Annotated in this window: 12 protein-coding genes and 2 tRNA genes; 10 read left to right on the top strand and 4 right to left on the bottom strand. The window is 69.2% G+C overall.

Features of this window, described 5'->3' with window-relative positions; genetic code table 11:
- Positions 1–16: 16 nt before the first annotated feature.
- Complete coding sequence (locus A3Q37_RS28480; RefSeq protein ID WP_065488699.1) at positions 17–850, top strand: Fpg/Nei family DNA glycosylase; 834 nt, start codon at positions 17–19, stop codon at positions 848–850.
- A 108-nt stretch (positions 851–958) separates the two neighbouring features.
- Complete coding sequence (locus tag A3Q37_RS28475; RefSeq protein ID WP_065488698.1) at positions 959–2104, top strand: PP2C family protein-serine/threonine phosphatase; 1146 nt, start codon at positions 959–961, stop codon at positions 2102–2104.
- Positions 2105–2221: 117 nt separating this feature from the next.
- Here the strand turns inward: A3Q37_RS28475 and A3Q37_RS28470 are convergent, their stop codons facing one another.
- Both A3Q37_RS28470 and A3Q37_RS28465 read right to left on the bottom strand, forming a co-directional pair.
- Positions 2222–3406, bottom strand: coding sequence for a cation:proton antiporter (locus A3Q37_RS28470; RefSeq protein ID WP_065488697.1), 1185 nt, complete (start codon positions 3404–3406; stop codon positions 2222–2224).
- Between the two features lie 324 nt (positions 3407–3730).
- On the bottom strand, positions 3731–4897 hold the full coding sequence (locus tag A3Q37_RS28465) for an acyltransferase family protein (RefSeq protein WP_065488695.1): 1167 nt from the start codon (positions 4895–4897) through the stop codon (positions 3731–3733).
- Between the two features lie 500 nt (positions 4898–5397).
- On the opposite strand from A3Q37_RS28465, the gene A3Q37_RS36065 reads away from it, so the two are divergent.
- Complete coding sequence (locus A3Q37_RS36065) at positions 5398–5592, top strand: hypothetical protein (protein WP_079138025.1); 195 nt, start codon at positions 5398–5400, stop codon at positions 5590–5592.
- A gap of 80 nt (positions 5593–5672) precedes the next feature.
- Here A3Q37_RS36065 and A3Q37_RS28460 read toward each other — a convergent pair.
- Positions 5673–5746 (bottom strand) — tRNA-Gly (locus A3Q37_RS28460).
- A gap of 190 nt (positions 5747–5936) precedes the next feature.
- Between A3Q37_RS28460 and A3Q37_RS28455 the strand changes: the two genes are divergently transcribed.
- From A3Q37_RS28455 to clpX, 5 genes are all read left to right on the top strand, one after another.
- Positions 5937–6013, top strand: a tRNA-Pro gene (locus tag A3Q37_RS28455).
- Between the two features lie 150 nt (positions 6014–6163).
- On the top strand, positions 6164–7564 hold the full coding sequence (gene tig, locus A3Q37_RS28450) for a trigger factor (protein ID WP_065488688.1): 1401 nt from the start codon (positions 6164–6166) through the stop codon (positions 7562–7564).
- 297 nt (positions 7565–7861) lie between these two features.
- On the top strand, positions 7862–8467 hold the full coding sequence (locus A3Q37_RS28445) for an ATP-dependent Clp protease proteolytic subunit (RefSeq protein ID WP_048858618.1): 606 nt from the start codon (positions 7862–7864) through the stop codon (positions 8465–8467).
- A gap of 82 nt (positions 8468–8549) precedes the next feature.
- Positions 8550–9233, top strand: coding sequence for an ATP-dependent Clp protease proteolytic subunit (locus A3Q37_RS28440; protein ID WP_006124415.1), 684 nt, complete (start codon positions 8550–8552; stop codon positions 9231–9233).
- A 157-nt stretch (positions 9234–9390) separates the two neighbouring features.
- The gene (clpX, locus tag A3Q37_RS28435; protein ID WP_006124414.1) at positions 9391–10689 is read left to right on the top strand and encodes an ATP-dependent Clp protease ATP-binding subunit ClpX; all 1299 of its coding nucleotides are present in this window, start codon (positions 9391–9393) and stop codon (positions 10687–10689) included.
- Positions 10690–10763: 74 nt separating this feature from the next.
- On the opposite strand, the gene A3Q37_RS28430 is transcribed toward clpX, so the two are convergent.
- Complete coding sequence (locus tag A3Q37_RS28430) at positions 10764–11759, bottom strand: hypothetical protein (RefSeq protein WP_065488684.1); 996 nt, start codon at positions 11757–11759, stop codon at positions 10764–10766.
- Between the two features lie 138 nt (positions 11760–11897).
- Between A3Q37_RS28430 and A3Q37_RS28425 the strand changes: the two genes are divergently transcribed.
- Together A3Q37_RS28425 and A3Q37_RS28420 are read left to right on the top strand one after the other, a co-directional pair.
- Complete coding sequence (locus A3Q37_RS28425; RefSeq protein ID WP_065488682.1) at positions 11898–14519, top strand: valine--tRNA ligase; 2622 nt, start codon at positions 11898–11900, stop codon at positions 14517–14519.
- Between the two features lie 123 nt (positions 14520–14642).
- Positions 14643–16163, top strand: coding sequence for a folylpolyglutamate synthase/dihydrofolate synthase family protein (locus A3Q37_RS28420; RefSeq protein ID WP_065488680.1), 1521 nt, complete (start codon positions 14643–14645; stop codon positions 16161–16163).
- The last annotated feature ends 2 nt before the right edge of the window (positions 16164–16165 follow it).

Below are 16165 nucleotides of genomic sequence, written 5' to 3'. Positions count from 1 at the left end.
TCGCAGGAGCCCCGCCGTGCCCGAGGGCCACACCATCCGCCGCCTCGCCGACGACCACGCCGAACGGTTCGTGGGCGCACCGGTCCGGGTGAGCAGTCCGCAGGGGAAGTTCTCCGACAGCGCCGCCCTGCTCGACGGGCACACCCTCACCGCCACCGACGCCCACGGCAAACACCTCTTCCTCGGCTTCGGCGACACCGGCTGGGTCCACATCCACCTCGGCCTCTTCGGCAAGCTCGGCTTCGGTACGGCCCCGGCGCCGCCGCCCACCGACACGGTCCGCCTCCGCCTGGCCGACGCGGACCACTACGCGGATCTGCGCGGCCCCACCACCTGCGCCCTGATCACCGAGCCCGAGAAGCGCGCGATACACGAGCGCCTGGGCCCGGACCCGCTGCGCGGCGACGAGGACGGGGAGCGCGCCTGGCAGCGGATCTCCCGCAGCCGGACCACCATCGCCGCCCTGCTGATGGACCAGAAGGTCATCGCGGGCGTCGGCAACGTCTACCGCGCCGAGGTCCTCTTCCGCCACGGCATCGACCCGTACCACGCGGGCCGTGACCTCACCCGCGCCGAGTGGGACACGGTCTGGGCGGACCTGGTGGAGCTGATGCGCGAAGGCGTACGCCACAACCGCATCGACACCGTCCGCCCCGAACACCTCCCCGAGGCCATGGGCCGCCCGCCCCGCAAGGACGACCACGGCGGCGAGGTCTACGTCTACCGGCGCGCCAACCTGCCCTGCCACATCTGCGGTACGGAGATCCGCACCGCGGACCTGGTCTCCCGCAACCTCTTCTGGTGCCCCCGGTGCCAGCCCACCGGCCCCTCCGACGGCGGAAAAGGCTGAAACCCGTCCGAAGAAGGCCGACGGGAACGCGCGGTCGACCCCATTTCGAGCGCATTGTCACCGGGGTCCCCCTGCACCGGAGGCGTTCGGGTGGATAGGGTCCCCGCAGTGGCCCGTACCGGAGGAACAGACGACTTCTGGGCCCGGTGGCGCAGAAAGATGCACCGGGCCCGCATCGGGCTGCGCAAATCCGGGGTCGACTACTTCCGCGGCGACGGCTCCGACTGGATCGCCCTGGCCGGTCTGCTGCTGACGATCCCGGCCATCACCCTCGCCACCGTCGTCAGCCCGGTCTGGATCGACCCGGCCGCCCTCGCCCTGCCCATCGTGGCGGGCGGCCTCCTGCTGCGCCCCTCCAGCCTGCTGGGCCTGTACGCGACGGCCGCCGGCGCCCTGATCATCGAGGCGCTCACCCTCGGCCCGTATCTGGACGGCCCCGCCCGGGTCACCCCGGGCACCGTGCTCGTGGTCGCCGCCTGCGGGTTCTTCGGGCTGATCCTCGCCCAGTTCCGGGCCCGGGTCGGCGTGCCCTGGCGGCGCGGCGGCACGATGCTCTTCGACCTGCGCGAACGCATCCGGGTCCAGAGCTCCCTGCCCCGGCTGCCCCAGGGCTGGCACCGCGAGATGGCCCTGCGCCCGGCCGGCGGCCAGTCGTTCTCCGGGGACTTCGTCGTCGCGGCCCGCACCCACGGGGGCCGCACCCTGGAGGCCGTCCTCACCGACGTCTCCGGCAAGGGCATGGACGCGGGCTCCCGGGCCCTGCTGCTGTCCGGCGCCTTCGGCGGGCTGCTCGGCTCGCTGCCCCCGCACGCCTTCCTGCCCGCCGCCAACGGCTATCTGCTGCGCCAGGACTGGGACGAGGGGTTCGCCACCTCCATCCACCTGGTGCTGGACCTGGAGTCGGGCGACTACGAGATCTACTCCGCGGGCCATCCGCCCGCCCTCCAGCTGCACGCGGGCAGCGGCCAGTGGGAGGAGAAGTCGGGGGAGGGGCCCCTGCTCGGCGTCTACGACGGGGCCGAGTTCGACGCGGTGAAGGGCTCGCTCGCACCCGGTGACGTCCTGATGCTCTTCACCGACGGACTGGTGGAGGCCTCCGACCGGGACATCGCCGAGGGCATCGACCGGCTGACGGGCGAGGCCGACCGCTATGTCTCCACCGGCTTCGAGGGCGCCGCCTGGCATCTGATCGAGGCCTGCGCCAAGGACGTCAACGACGACCGGGCGCTGCTGCTGCTCTCCCGCCGGGCCTGAGGCGGCCCGCACCGCAGAGGGACGGGCGGACGCCGAACGGCGGAGAGGCGCCCGTCACCCGGAGGCCGGGTATCGGGGCGCCTCTCCGCCGTTCGGTGGTGCTCAGCAGATGCCGGGTCAGACCGACACCGGGACCTGCTCCTGATCCTGGTTGTCGTCCTTCTTGCGGCCGCCCGGCAGGATGCGGGCCAGCCAGTGCGAACGTCCGGCGGCCAGCGGCGCGAGGACGGCGAGCAGGAGGACATAACCGGCGATGAACGGCGAGAGCCGCTGGTCCAGTCCGGCGGCCGCCGCCATCGTGGCCAGGATGAGCGCGAACTCACCGCGGGCCACCAGCGTGGTGGCGATGTTGGACGTGGCCTGCGCGCCGAAGGCGTACACCTTCGCCGCCGCGAGTCCGGCCGCGATGTTCATGGCGAGCGTCAGCACGACGGCCGCCACCACCGGCCACAGCACGCTCGGCAGGTCACCCGGGTCGATGGAGAGGCCGAAGGCGAAGAAGAAGATCGCGCCGAAGGCGTCCCGCAGCGGGTGGACGAGCTTGAGGATGCGGTCGCCCGACGCGGTGGAGCCGAGCATCAGGCCGACCATGAACGCGCCGATCGCGTCGGCGACGCCGAACATCTCGGAGACACCGGCGACGAAGACGGCCACACCCAGGAACGAGATGACGAGGAGCTCGTCGTCCTTGGTGTTCATGAGCTTGCCGATGAGCTTCGTGCCGAACCGGGCGGCCAGCGCGAGCAGCAGCAGGAAGCCGAAGGCCTTGCCGCCGTCGACGAGCGCGGCCGACAGGCTGTCCGCACCGGACAGGATCGGCTGGAGCGCGGCGAGATACAGGGCGAGGAAGATGTCCTCGACGACGATGATGCCGAGGATCGGGCGGGTCTCCGGATTACCGATGCGCCCGAGGTCCACCAGGATCTTCGTGACGATCGCGGACGAGGAGATACCGAGGACACCGGCGAGGACCAGCGCCTCCGAGGTGCCCCAGCCCAGCGCGAAGCCGAATATGAGTCCGGCGCCGACGTTCAGGAAGAGATACGTCCCGCCCGCGATGGCCATCTTCCGGCCACCCGTCTTGAGGTCGTCCATGTGGAACTCGAGCCCCAGGTAGAAGAGCAGGAGGACGAGTCCCAGCGCGGAGAGCATCTCCAGGTCGTGCGGGTTCGAGAGGAGGGTGTATCCGGGGGTGTGCGGGCCGAGGAGGATCCCGGCCAGGATGAACAGGGGGATCGTCGGCAGCCCGATACGGCCGCCGAGGCGGGCGAGGACGGCAGCGGCCAGGAAGGCGCCGCCCATGGCGAGGAGGGTGTCTGCGTGTCCGATGAGCCTGTTCCTTCGGGTTCGGTCAAGAGCTGGTCAAGGGGCCATCAAGGATCCATCAGTAATTAGTTTACCGAACGATTGACGCTGCAACTATGGATCTGTCGCATTGTCAGCTTTTGTCTGGTTCGTTCCTGAAGGTGTCTCGTCAACTCCACTGCGGGGGGAGGCGGGTTGAGACCGGGCGGACCGAAAGAATCCGGCCAACCCGGAAACGCACTGATCCACCCGCGGCGGGGCCGACGGGTGGATCAGGGGGAGTGGCGGGGAGGGGCGGTGAAAGCGCCGGACCTCCGGGGCTCAGCGCTTCGCGGTGGCCTTCCGGAACGCCCAGTTCATCTCCGGCTCGGTGGCCCATTTCAGCGCGCGGCCCACCAGCGGGGCGCACATCAGCGTCACGGCCACCGCCGCCACGAGCGAGACGACGACCAGCCCGGCCGGGTCCGAGAGCCAGGTGTAGCGGCCGAACAGGCCCGCGTACTCGGCCCCCTTGATCAGGAAGCCGTGCAGCAGATAGCCGCAGATCGTGCCGGCGCCGAGCACCGTGAACCACCGGGCGCTGCCGGGCACCCAGGCCAGGAAGCCGACCGTCAGCACCAGCGCGCAGCCGAACATCGCGAGCGTCATCACCGCGCCCGACCACCACGGAGCGCCCATCTCCTGGGCGCTGTTGGCGCGGTAGAACCAGCCGAGCTGCATCCGCGGGGCGACCCAGTACGCGAAGAGCAGCGCACCGGCGAACAGCGGCAGGGACAGCAGCCGCACCTCGCGCCGCCTGACCAGCTGGAAGTGCTCGGGCTTCAGCAGCAGGCCGAGCACGAAGAACGGCAGGAACTGGAGCACCCGCTGGAGATCGAGGTCGTCGCCGATGTCGGGGGAGACGGAGGCGAGCACGGCGATGGCGAGCGCCACCGGCAGCGGATGGCGGATCGCCTGCCAGATCGGCGTGGTCACCCGCCAGATGAACAGGGCGATCAGGAACCAGGTCAGGAAGAACGGGTCCACCAGGCTGATCGCCATGTCGGGCGAGTCGTCCGCGTACCGCTTGAAGAGCGAATAGGCCGTCTCGAACAGCACGTACGGCACCGCGACCGAGGTGATCAGCCGCTTCACCTTGGGCGCCGTCATGTCGAACGACCGGGAGAAATAGCCGGAGATGAGGATGAACGCCGGCATATGGAACATGTAGACGATCATGTACAGCGCCCGGGTGGCCCGGCTGCCGTCCATCACGGGTTCCCAGGCGTGCGCCACCGCGACGAGGACGATGGCCAGATACTTCACATTGTCGAAGTAGGGGTCACGCTTCCTCGCCGCCGCGGGTGCCGGAGCGGCGGCACCCGGAGCGCTGGTCCCGGCGGCGGCCCGGGGCGCGGTGGCGGTGAGCGTCCGCTCGTGTCTGGGCTCCGACTCCCGGGTCGCCGGGGGGAGCGGGGCCCTCTGAAATGCGCTCGGAGCTTGGAACATCTAAGGCACCTTAGACCGGTCGATTGCCTCGCGTAAAACTGCGGGGAGATATCGCGTGTTCCCCTCCGCTCGAATGTGAAACCGTCGAACACTGCCCGCTATGACACCATTGATCCCGCTTAAACAGGGCATACCGCCAGGGAGTTGGCCGACGTGAATTACGTCGCATCCGCGCCGCCAATTGGCTGTGAATGAAGTGTGGGGATGCGGAAACGGTCACGGTGACGGATATTCGGCCGCCGCGTTTTCACAGCCGGCGCACAGGGAGCGGCTGCGCGGCCCCGCTCCCGACCGCTTCCCGGGCCCGGCGCGGCCGTCGCCCCGCGCCCGCACCCGTCGCCGCGACGGCGTCGGCCGTCAAGGATGGCGGGATCCCGTCACCCCGTTCCGTCACCCGGCAGCAACCACGGGGGAGTTGGTGGCACGATGGAGGCGACGGGGCGCGCGGTGGTGCACGCTTCCGGGCCGGCAAGGCGGACCGACCGAGGGTGTGATCAGACGTGGCTATATCACTGTCTATGGTGCTGCTGTTCGCGGTCATCCTGGTGGTAATGATCCGTGGCGGCTCCATCAAGACCGGTCCCGCGATCGTCGCCGTGCTCTTCGGCTTCTTCCTGGCATCGACGGGCATGGCCCCGTCGATCAACAGGTTCATGGACTCGCTGGCCGACACCATCAACCAGATCAGCTTCTGACGCGGAGCCCGTACAGCGGAGCCCGGACAAACGCGAGGGCCGGGCCGGAGGATCATCCTCCGGCCCGGCCCTCGACTGCGTGGAGCGGGCGACGGGAATCGAACCCGCGTAGCTAGTTTGGAAGACTAGGGCTCTACCATTGAGCTACGCCCGCAAGCGTCGCACCGCAGGTCCGTGGACCGCGGCACGAAGAGCATCGTAGCGGGTCGGCGGCGGTGCCCGCACACCCGTTGTGCCGGCCGCCGGACCGGACCCGTGCCGTGACCGTCCCCGGCCCGGTGGAGCCGCTCCGTAAAGCGGCGGATCCCACGGTCGCCGTGCATGTACCCTACGTGTCGCACCGACGGGGTGTGGCGCAGCTTGGTAGCGCGTCCGCTTTGGGAGCGGAAGGTCGTCGGTTCGAATCCGGCCACCCCGACCACCGGCAAGATCGCATTGTGGGAGTCCTCCCCCTTGCCGTTACTATGCAAAATGCGTGCCCGTGTGTCTGATGTACCGGGCTCGGTCCGCGAAGCCGCCGATCGGCGGTCGAGCAGAACCCCAAGAAGTCAGCCACCAAGGAGACCGAACCGTGAAGAGCGCCGTGGAGACCCTGAACCCGACTCGGGTTCGGCTCAGCATCGAGGTGCCCTTCGAGGAGCTCAAGGACAGCCTCGACGCGGCGTACAAGAAGATCAACCAGCAGGTCACGGTGAAGGGCTTCCGCAAGGGCAAGATCCCCGCCCGGGTCATCGACCAGCGGTTCGGCCGCGGTGCGGTGCTGGAGGAGGCCGTCAACGACGCCCTCCCGAAGTTCTACACCGAGGCGGTCAACGAGGGTGAGCTGAACGTCCTCGGCCAGCCCGAGGTCGACATCACCGAGCTGAAGGACGGCGAGCTGCTGGCCTTCACCGCCGAGGTTGACGTACGCCCCGAGATCGAGATCCCGGACTACTCCGGCATCGAGGTCACCGTCGACGCCCTCGAGGTCACCGACGAAGAGGTCGAGAAGGCCGTGGAGCAGCTCCGCGAGCGCTTCGCCTCCACCAACCCGGTCGAGCGCGCCGCCGCCGACGGCGACGTCGTCACGATCGACCTTCAGGCCAAGGTCGACGGCGAGGTCCTGGAGGACGGCGTGGCCGACGGTGTCTCGTACACCATCGGTTCCGGCGAGCTCCTCGACGGCATCGACGAGGCCGTGACCGGCCTGGAGGCCGGTGGCGAGGCCACCTTCACCTCGCAGCTGAAGGGCGGCTCCGCCGAGGGCAAGGACGCGGAGGTCACCGTCAAGGTCACCGCCGTCGCCGCCCGTGAGCTCCCCGAGCTGGACGACGACTTCGCCCAGATGGCCAGCGAGTTCGACACGCTGGAGGAGCTGAAGGCCGACAGCCGCAAGCGCCTGGAGACCACCAAGCAGTACGACCAGGCCACCCAGGCCCAGGAGCGCGTCCTGGAGGAGCTGCTGAAGCTCGCCGAGGTCCCGATCCCGGAGAAGCTGCTCGCGGACGAGGTCCAGACCCGCAAGCACAACCTGGAGCACCACCAGCTCGGTCAGATGGGCCTCGACCTCGAGAAGTACCTCGAGATCCAGGGCAAGACCCTGGAGGAGTTCGAGAACGAGACCTCCGAGCAGGCCATCAAGGGCATCAAGACCCAGTTCATCCTGGACGAGCTCGTCAACAAGGAGAAGCTGAACGTCAACCAGGAGGAGCTCACCGAGCACCTCATGCGGCGTGCCGCCTCCTCCGGCATGAGCCCCGACCAGTTCGCCCAGGCCGTCGTCGAGGGCGGCCAGGTGCCGATGCTCGTCGGCGAGGTCGCCCGCGGCAAGGCGCTCGCCGTCGTCGTCGAGGCCGCCAAGGTCGTCGACACCAACGGTGAGATCGTCGACCTGGAGGACGACGAGGACGAGGTCGCCGAGGCCACGGAGACGGCCGAGGCCGCCACCGAGGACAAGGCGGACGACAAGGCCGAGGAGAAGAACGAGGCCTGAGCCTCGCTCCGCTCCGCGACAGCCTCGCGCTGACCGTCACGACGGGCCCCGAACGCATCATGTGTTCGGGGCCCGTCGGCGTAGCGCGCCGGATCGCCGCGCGCCCCCGGAACCCTTGTGCGCACTGCGGACCTTGCGCTCCCAGCGAACAGTTGCGGAAGCGGGATGGCGTTGTCCCACCTGCGCGTTAGGGTCCATGAAGAGGAAGGGTGGAGCAGTGACTTCACCCGCCCGGTACGAAGACGCTGAGACGGCCGGAGCCGTCAGAGACGAGCAGGTGGATACGTGACGAATCTGATGCCCTACGCCGCCGGTGAGCCGTCCCTCGGTGGTGGCCTCGGCGACCAGGTCTACAGCCGACTGCTCGGCGAGCGCATCATCTTCCTCGGTCAGCAGGTGGACGATGACATCGCCAACAAGATCACCGCACAGCTTCTCCTCCTTGCCGCCGACCCGGACAAGGACATCTACCTCTACATCAACAGCCCCGGTGGTTCGGTGACGGCCGGCATGGCGGTCTACGACACCATGCAGTACATCCCCAACGACGTCGTCACCATCGGCATGGGCATGGCCGCCTCCATGGGCCAGTTCCTGCTCACCGGCGGCGCCTCGGGCAAGCGCTTCGCGCTCCCGAACACCGACATCCTCATGCACCAGGGTTCGGCCGGTATCGGTGGCACGGCCTCGGACATCAAGATCCAGGCCGAGTACCTGCTCCGCACCAAGACGCGGATGGCGGAGATCACCGCCCACCACTCCGGCCAGACCGTCGAGACGATCATCCGCGACGGCGACCGCGACCGCTGGTACACGGCGGAGGAGGCCAAGGAGTACGGCCTCATCGACGAGATCATCACGTTCGCGTCGGGCATCCCGGGCGGCGGCGGCACCGGTGCCTGATCCGGTAACCACCGGACCGTCGGCACCACTCCCGCACCACCGTCTCGTACGCCGAGACCTCCAGCCCCAGAACGCCACCAGGATGGTGAACACCCACATGAACAACTTCTCCGGCGCCTCCGCGAGCGGCCTCTACACCGGCCCGCAGGTGGACAACCGCTACGTCGTCCCGCGCTTCGTGGAGCGCACCTCGCAGGGCGTGCGCGAGTACGACCCGTACGCGAAGCTCTTCGAGGAGCGCGTGATCTTCCTCGGCGTCCAGATCGACGACGCCTCGGCCAACGACGTCATGGCGCAGCTGCTGTGCCTGGAGTCGATGGACCCCGACCGCGACATCTCGATCTACATCAACAGCCCCGGCGGCTCGTTCACCGCGCTCACCGCGATCTACGACACGATGCAGTTCGTGAAGCCGGACATCCAGACGGTCTGCATGGGCCAGGCGGCCTCCGCCGCCGCCGTCCTGCTCGCCGCGGGCACCCCGGGCAAGCGCATGGCGCTCCCGCACGCCCGGGTCCTCATCCACCAGCCGTCCTCGCAGACGGGCCGTGAGCAGCTCTCCGACCTGGAGATCGCGGCCAACGAGATCCTCCGGATGCGTACGCAGCTGGAGGAGATGCTGGCCCGCCACTCGACGACCCCGCTGGAGAAGATCAGCGAGGACATCGAGCGCGACAAGATCCTCACGGCCGAGGACGCCCTCGCGTACGGTCTGGTCGACCAGATCGTTTCCACCCGCAAGACCACCGCGGGCGCATCGCTCTGACGTCGGTCTTTCCCCTTGGCACATTCCGTTTGCACGACCACGGCCGTGTGAACCGTGCCAAGGGGGGCCCGAACGGGGGCCCAGGCAAGGTACCGTCGGATAGAGGCACCAGGAGCCGCTGAACCAGGCGGCCTCCCAGGCGAAGGGGAAGCACCTCGTGGCACGCATCGGTGATGGCGGCGACCTGCTCAAGTGCTCGTTCTGCGGAAAGAGCCAGAAGCAGGTGAAGAAGCTCATCGCGGGACCCGGTGTGTACATCTGCGACGAGTGCATCGATCTCTGCAACGAGATCATCGAGGAGGAGCTCGCGGAGACGAGCGAGGTGCGCTGGGAAGAGCTTCCCAAGCCCCGCGAGATCTACGAGTTCCTGGAGGGGTACGTCGTCGGGCAGGAGCCCGCGAAGAAGGCCCTCTCGGTCGCGGTGTACAACCACTACAAGCGGGTCCAGGCCGGGGAGAACGGCGGCGGCGCCGGTCGTGAGGACGCGATCGAGCTCGCCAAGTCGAACATCCTTCTGCTGGGCCCCACGGGTTCCGGCAAGACGCTCCTCGCGCAGACGCTGGCCCGCATGCTCAACGTCCCGTTCGCGATCGCGGACGCGACGGCGCTGACGGAGGCCGGCTATGTCGGCGAGGACGTCGAGAACATCCTGCTCAAGCTGATCCAGGCGGCCGACTACGACGTCAAGAAGGCCGAGACCGGGATCATCTACATCGACGAGATCGACAAGGTCGCCCGCAAGAGCGAGAACCCCTCGATCACCCGCGATGTCTCCGGCGAGGGCGTGCAGCAGGCCCTGCTGAAGATCCTGGAGGGCACCACCGCCTCCGTCCCGCCGCAGGGCGGACGCAAGCACCCCCACCAGGAGTTCATCCAGATCGACACGACGAACGTGCTGTTCATCGTGGGCGGCGCGTTCTCCGGCCTGGAGAAGATCATCGAGTCCCGGGCCGGCGCCAAGGGCATCGGCTTCGGCGCCACGATCCGCTCCAAGCTGGAGATCCAGGCGAGCGACCAGTTCCAGGAGGTCATGCCGGAGGACCTGGTGAAGTTCGGGATGATCCCGGAGTTCATCGGCCGCCTCCCCGTGCTGACCTCGGTCCACAACCTGGACCGCGAGGCCCTGCTCCAGATCCTCATCGAGCCGCGCAACGCCCTGGTCAAGCAGTACCAGCGGCTCTTCGAACTCGACGGTGTGGAGCTGGACTTCGAGCGCGAGGCGCTGGAGGCCATCGCCGACCAGGCGATCCTGCGCCAGACCGGCGCGCGCGGTCTGCGGGCGATCATGGAGGAAGTCCTCCAGTCCGTGATGTACGAGGTCCCGTCCCGCAAGGACGTCGCCCGCGTCGTCATCACGCCCGACGTCGTCCGCGACAACGTCAACCCGACGCTGGTCCCGCGTGAGCCGCGCACGATCGGCAAGAACGACGGCGGCCGCCACGAGAAGTCGGCCTAGGGCCTTTCGACTTGTCCTGCGCCGAAGGGGCGCCCACCGGATGAACCGGTGGGCGCCCCTTCGGCGTCGAGCGGTCAGATCTTGGTGCGGCCCGTGTTGTAGAGCTTGGCGGTGAGGGCCGCGGCCTCGTCCTTGGGCACGGACTTCCCGGTCAGCGCCAGCACCTTGTCGGCGGTCGTCGTGATGCCGGCGGTGCTGTAGTCGGCCCAGACGCAGACCGTGAGGATGAAGTGCTGCGGCCCCTTCTCGACCGAGCCGTCGCCGTCCTTGTTGGTCACCTTGAGGTCCTGGCACTTCATCACCGCGCCGTCGAACCCCTCCGGGTCGAAGGCCTCGGCCGAACCGACGAGTTCGATCGAGACCTCGCCGCCGGTCGACTTGGCGTCCTTCTCGACGTCCACGAAGGCGTCGTTGACCACCTTCGCCGGGTCGGCGATCTCGCCCCAGAAGCCCTCGAAGTTGAGCACCTTGGTGGCGGCCTTCCCGGTGCCCACCGAGTAGTCGGCCTTGGTCGCACTGGCGTTCTTGATGCCCAGCGCCTCGATCTCCGTCTTCTTGGAGCCGGTCAGCGGGGCGCTGAGAACCGGCCGCGTGGTGTCCCGCTTGTAGGCGTCGACCGCGTCCGGAGGCGTGATCTTGTAGCCCTTGGTCGCCTCGGAGACATCCGAGTTGCTGACCTTGTCGCCCGAGGTGAGGAAGTACACCCCGCCCGCGATGACCGCCAGGGCCACCACGGCGACACCGATGATCAGCCCGGTCTTCTTCTTCGGCTGCGGCGGCTGCTGGCCGTACCCGGGCTGCCCGCCGTACGGCGGCTGGGGCGGCTGCTGACCGTACGGGCCCGGCTGCTGCGGCTGCGGGTAGCCGTAACCCTGCTGCGGTCCCGGGGGCTGCTGACCGTACGGGTTCGGCTGCTGCGGGGGGACGCCCTGCGGGGCCTGCTGCGGGTAGCCGTAGCCGGGCTGGCCCTGCGGCGGCGGGGCGCCGTACGGGCCCGGCTGCTGTCCGTACGGTCCGGGCTGGCCCTGCGGCGGCTGCCCACCGTACGGGCCCGGCTGGTTGTAGCTCATTCGCGGTATCCCCTCAAGAATCCTTGTGCGTTGCGAACATCCTGACGGAAGCCGCCCCGGCACGGGGGATCGGCCCGGACACCGTTACTGAACCAATCCGTTTCAGTGCAGTCCTGTGACGGCCCTAAACTGTCTCCCGTGACCGAGAACTCATCGCAGCAGCCAGCCAGCAACCCCGAACTGCCGACCACGTACGCGCCGGCCGATGTAGAGGGGAAGCTGTACGAGCGCTGGGTAGAGCGTGGTTACTTCGAAGCGGACGAGCACAGCGACAAGCCGCCCTACAGCATCGTCATCCCGCCGCCGAACGTCACCGGCTCCCTGCACCTGGGCCACGCCTTCGAGCACACCCTGATCGACGCCCTCGTCCGGCGGAAGCGGATGCAGGGCTTCGAGGCGCTGTACCAGCCGGGCATGGACCACGCCGGCATCGCCACCCAGAACGTCGTCGAGCGCGAGCTCGGCAAGGAGGGCAAGTCCCGCCACGACCTGGGCCGCGAGGCGTTCGTCGAGCGCGTCTGGCAGTGGAAGAACGAGTCCGGCGGCCAGATCTCCGGCCAGATGCGCCGCCTCGGCGAGGGCGTCGCCTGGTCCCGTGAGCGCTTCACCATGGACGAGGGCCTCTCCAAGGCCGTCCAGACCGTCTTCAAGCAGATGTACGACGACGGGCTGATCTACCGCGCCGAACGCATCATCAACTGGTGCCCCCGCTGCCTCACCGCGATCTCCGACATCGAGGTCGAGTACCAGGAGGACGACGGCGAGCTCGTCTCCATGACGTACGGGGAGGGTGACGAGACCATCGTCGTCGCCACCACCCGCGCCGAGACGATGCTCGGCGACACCGCCGTCGCCGTCCACCCCGACGACGAGCGCTACCGGCACCTGGTCGGCAAGCAGATCAAGCTGCCGCTCACCGACCGCACCATCCCGGTCGTCGCCGACCACCACGTCGACCCGGAGTTCGGCACCGGCGCGGTCAAGGTGACCCCCGCCCACGACCCGAACGACTTCGAGATCGGCACCCGTCACAACCTGCCGTTCATCACCGTCCTCGACGAGCGCGCGGTCATCACCGTCCCCGGCCCCTTCGAGGGTCTCGACCGGCTGGAGGCCCGCTCCGCCATCGTCGCCGCCCTGCGCGCCGAGGGCCGGATCGTCGCCGAGAAGCGCCCCTACGTCCACTCCGTCGGGCACTGCTCGCGCTGCAAGACCACCATCGAGCCGCGCCTCTCGCTCCAGTGGTGGGTCAAGGTCGCCCCGCTCGCCGAGGCCGCCGGTGACGCGGTCCGCGACGGCAAGGTCAAGATCCACCCGCAGGAGATGGAGAAGCGGTACTTCGACTGGGTCGACAACCTCCACGACTGGTGCATCTCGCGCCAGCTCTGGTGGGGCCACCGCATCCCCGTCTTCTACGGCCCGAACGGCGAGGTCGTCTGCGTCGGACCGGACGACGAGGCGCCCACCGGCGAGGGCTGGACCCAGGACAGCGATGTCCTGGACACCTGGTTCTCCTCCGGCCTGTGGCCCTTCTCCACCCTCGGCTGGCCCGAACGCACCGACAGCCTCGCGAAGTTCTACCCGAACTCCGTCCTGGTCACCGGCTACGACATCCTCTTCTTCTGGGTCGCCCGGATGATGATGTTCGGCCTGTACGTCAACGACGGCACCCCGCCGTTCGGCACCATCGTCCTGCACGGCATGGTCCGCGACGAGCACGGCAAGAAGATGTCGAAGTCCTTCGGGAACGTCGTCAACCCGCTGGACTGGATGGACAAGTACGGCTCCGACGCCCTGCGCTTCACCCTCGCGCGCGGCGCCAACCCGGGCACCGACGTGCCGATCGGCGAGGACTGGGTCCAGGGCTCGGCGAAGTTCTCCAACAAGATCTGGAACGCCACCCGGTTCGCCCTGATGAACGGCGCCACGATCGAGGGCGAACTGCCCCCGGCCGAGGAGATGTCGGTCACCGACCGCTGGATCCTCTCGCGCCTCAACAAGACGGTCGCGGACGTCGACGCGTTCTACGACGACTTCCAGTTCGCCAAGCTCAGCGAGGCGCTGCGCCACTTCGCCTGGGACGAGGTCTTCGACTGGTACGTCGAGCTCTCCAAGACCACGTTCTTCGCGGGCGGCCGCCCGGCCGAGGTCTCGGGCCGGGTCCTCGGCGAGGTCATCGACGTGATGCTGCGCCTCCTCCACCCGGTCGTCCCGTTCGTCACGGAGGCGCTGTGGACCGCGCTCACCGGACGCGAGTCGATCGTCATCGCCGAGTGGCCGGCCGACTCCGGCTTCCGTGACGACGCGGCCGAGAAGGAGATCGAGCTCGTCCAGCAGGTCGTCACCGAGGTCCGCCGCTTCCGCAACGACCAGGGCCTCCAGCCCGGCCAGAAGGTCCCGGCCGAGCTGACCCTGACCGGCACGGCGCTCGCCCCGCACGAGGCGGCCATGCGCCAGCTCCTGCGGCTCCAGCCCGCCGGCGACGGCTTCCACGCCACCGCGTCCCTCCCGGTCGCCGGGGCCACCGTCGCCCTGGACCTCTCCGGCACGATCGACGTGGCGGCCGAGCGCAAGCGCCTCACGAAGGACCTGGAGGCCGCGCGCAAGGAGAAGGCCCAGGCGGAGGGCAAGCTCGGCAACGAGGCCTTCCTCGCCAAGGCCCCGGACAACGTGGTCGACAAGATCCGCGGCCGGCTCACCAAGGCCGAGGCCGACATCGAGCGCATCGGCGCCCAGCTGGCGGGCCTCCCGCAGAGCTGATCTTCTGCGACACGAAGCCCCCGCGCACCCGACCGACCGGGACGCGGGGGCTTCGCCGCACCGCTCGCCGACAGTTCGCCGGGCGCTGCGCGCGATGTCGGTGCCCATCCGTAGACTGGGCCCGTGAGTGAGCCCCGCCCAGACCGGCACGACGCGTCCGATCCCGACGACACCTTCGAGGAGATCGTCGACGAGGCGACCCAGCGCGACCCCGACCTGGCGGTGATCGAGGCCGGGAGCCGCACGCTGCGCGCCCACTCCGGCCAGCCGCAGGGCGAAGCGGTCCCGGCCCGCCCGGCCGACCCCGAGACCGACAAGGCGCTGCGCGCGGTGGAGCAGGAGCTCGCCGGACGCTGGGGCGAGACCAAGCTGGAGCCCTCCGTCACGCGCATCGCCGCCCTGATGGACGTCCTCGGCGAGCCGCAGCGCGCCTACCCCTCGATCCACATCACGGGCACCAACGGCAAGACCTCCACGGCCCGCATGATCGAGGCCCTGCTCAACGCCTTCGAGCTGCGCACCGGCCGCTACACCTCCCCGCACGTCCAGTCGATCACCGAGCGGATCAGCCTGGACGGCTCGCCGATCGCGGCCGAGCGGTTCATCGAGACGTACGGCGACATCAAGCCGTACGTCGAGATGGTCGACGCCCAGCAGCCCTACCGGCTCTCCTTCTTCGAGGTCCTCACCGGCATGGCGTACGCGGCCTTCGCCGACGCCCCCGTCGACGTCGCGGTCGTCGAGGTCGGCATGGGCGGCACCTGGGACGCGACGAACGTCATCGACTCCACGGTCGCCGTCGTCACCCCGATCTCGCTCGACCACACCGACCGGCTCGGCACCACGCCCGCCGAGATCGCCGGCGAGAAGGCCGGCGTCATCAAGCCGGGCGCCACGGTCATCCTGGCGCAGCAGCCGGTGGACGCCGCGCAGGTGATGCTGAAGAAGGCCGTCGAGGTGGACGCCACCGTGGCCCGCGAGGGCATGGAGTTCGGCGTGGCCTCCCGCGAGATCGCGGTCGGCGGTCAGCTCGTCACCCTGCGGGGCCTGGGCGGGGAGTACGAGGAGATCTTCCTCCCGCTGTACGGCGCCCACCAGGCGCACAACGCGGCCGTCGCGCTCGCCGCCGTGGAGGCGTTCTTCGGCATCGGCGCCGAGCAGGCCCGCTCCCTGGACATCGACGCCATCCGCAAGGCGTTCGCCTCGGTGCTCTCGCCGGGCCGCCTGGAGGTCGTGCGCTCCAGCCCGACCGTCGTCCTGGACGCCGCGCACAACCCCGCCGGGGCCAAGGCGGCGGCGGACGGCATCTCCGAGGCGTTCAGCTTCTCCCGGCTGATCGGCGTGGTCGGCACGAGCGACGACAAGGACGTCCGGGGCCTCCTGGAGGCCTTCGAGCCGATCTTCGCCGAGATCGTCGTCACGCAGAACTCCACCCCGCGCGCGATGGACGCGGACGCGCTGGCCGCGATCGCCGTCGAGGTCTTCGGCGACGAACGGGTCCAGGTCGAGCCGCGCCTCGACGACGCCCTGGAGGCGGCGATCACGCTGGCCGAGGAGGAGGACGAGTACGCGGGCGCCGGAGTGCTGGTGACCGGGTCCGTGATCACGGTCGGCGAAGCCCGGCTGCTGCTGGGAAGGGGCTGAGA

It is taken from the genome of Streptomyces sp. PTY087I2 (assembly GCF_001687325.1).
Lineage (GTDB): Bacteria > Actinomycetota > Actinomycetes > Streptomycetales > Streptomycetaceae > Streptomyces.
The sequence above is the reverse complement of the archived record's forward strand: the minus strand, read 5'-3'. Positions and strand labels throughout refer to the sequence as shown.

Excerpts from the sequence above, each read along its gene's own strand:
- A3Q37_RS28470 (WP_065488697.1), bottom strand. The coding sequence starts at position 3,406 with ATGGGCGGCGCCTTCCTGGCCGCTGCCGTCCTCGCCCGCCTCGGCGGC.
- A3Q37_RS28465 (WP_065488695.1), bottom strand. The coding sequence starts at position 4,897 with ATGTTCCAAGCTCCGAGCGCATTTCAGAGGGCCCCGCTCCCCCCGGCG.
- A3Q37_RS28445 (WP_048858618.1), top strand. The coding sequence starts at position 7,862 with ATGCCCTACGCCGCCGGTGAGCCGTCCCTCGGTGGTGGCCTCGGCGAC.
- A3Q37_RS28440 (WP_006124415.1), top strand. The coding sequence starts at position 8,550 with ATGGTGAACACCCACATGAACAACTTCTCCGGCGCCTCCGCGAGCGGC.
- A3Q37_RS28430 (WP_065488684.1), bottom strand. The coding sequence starts at position 11,759 with ATGAGCTACAACCAGCCGGGCCCGTACGGTGGGCAGCCGCCGCAGGGC.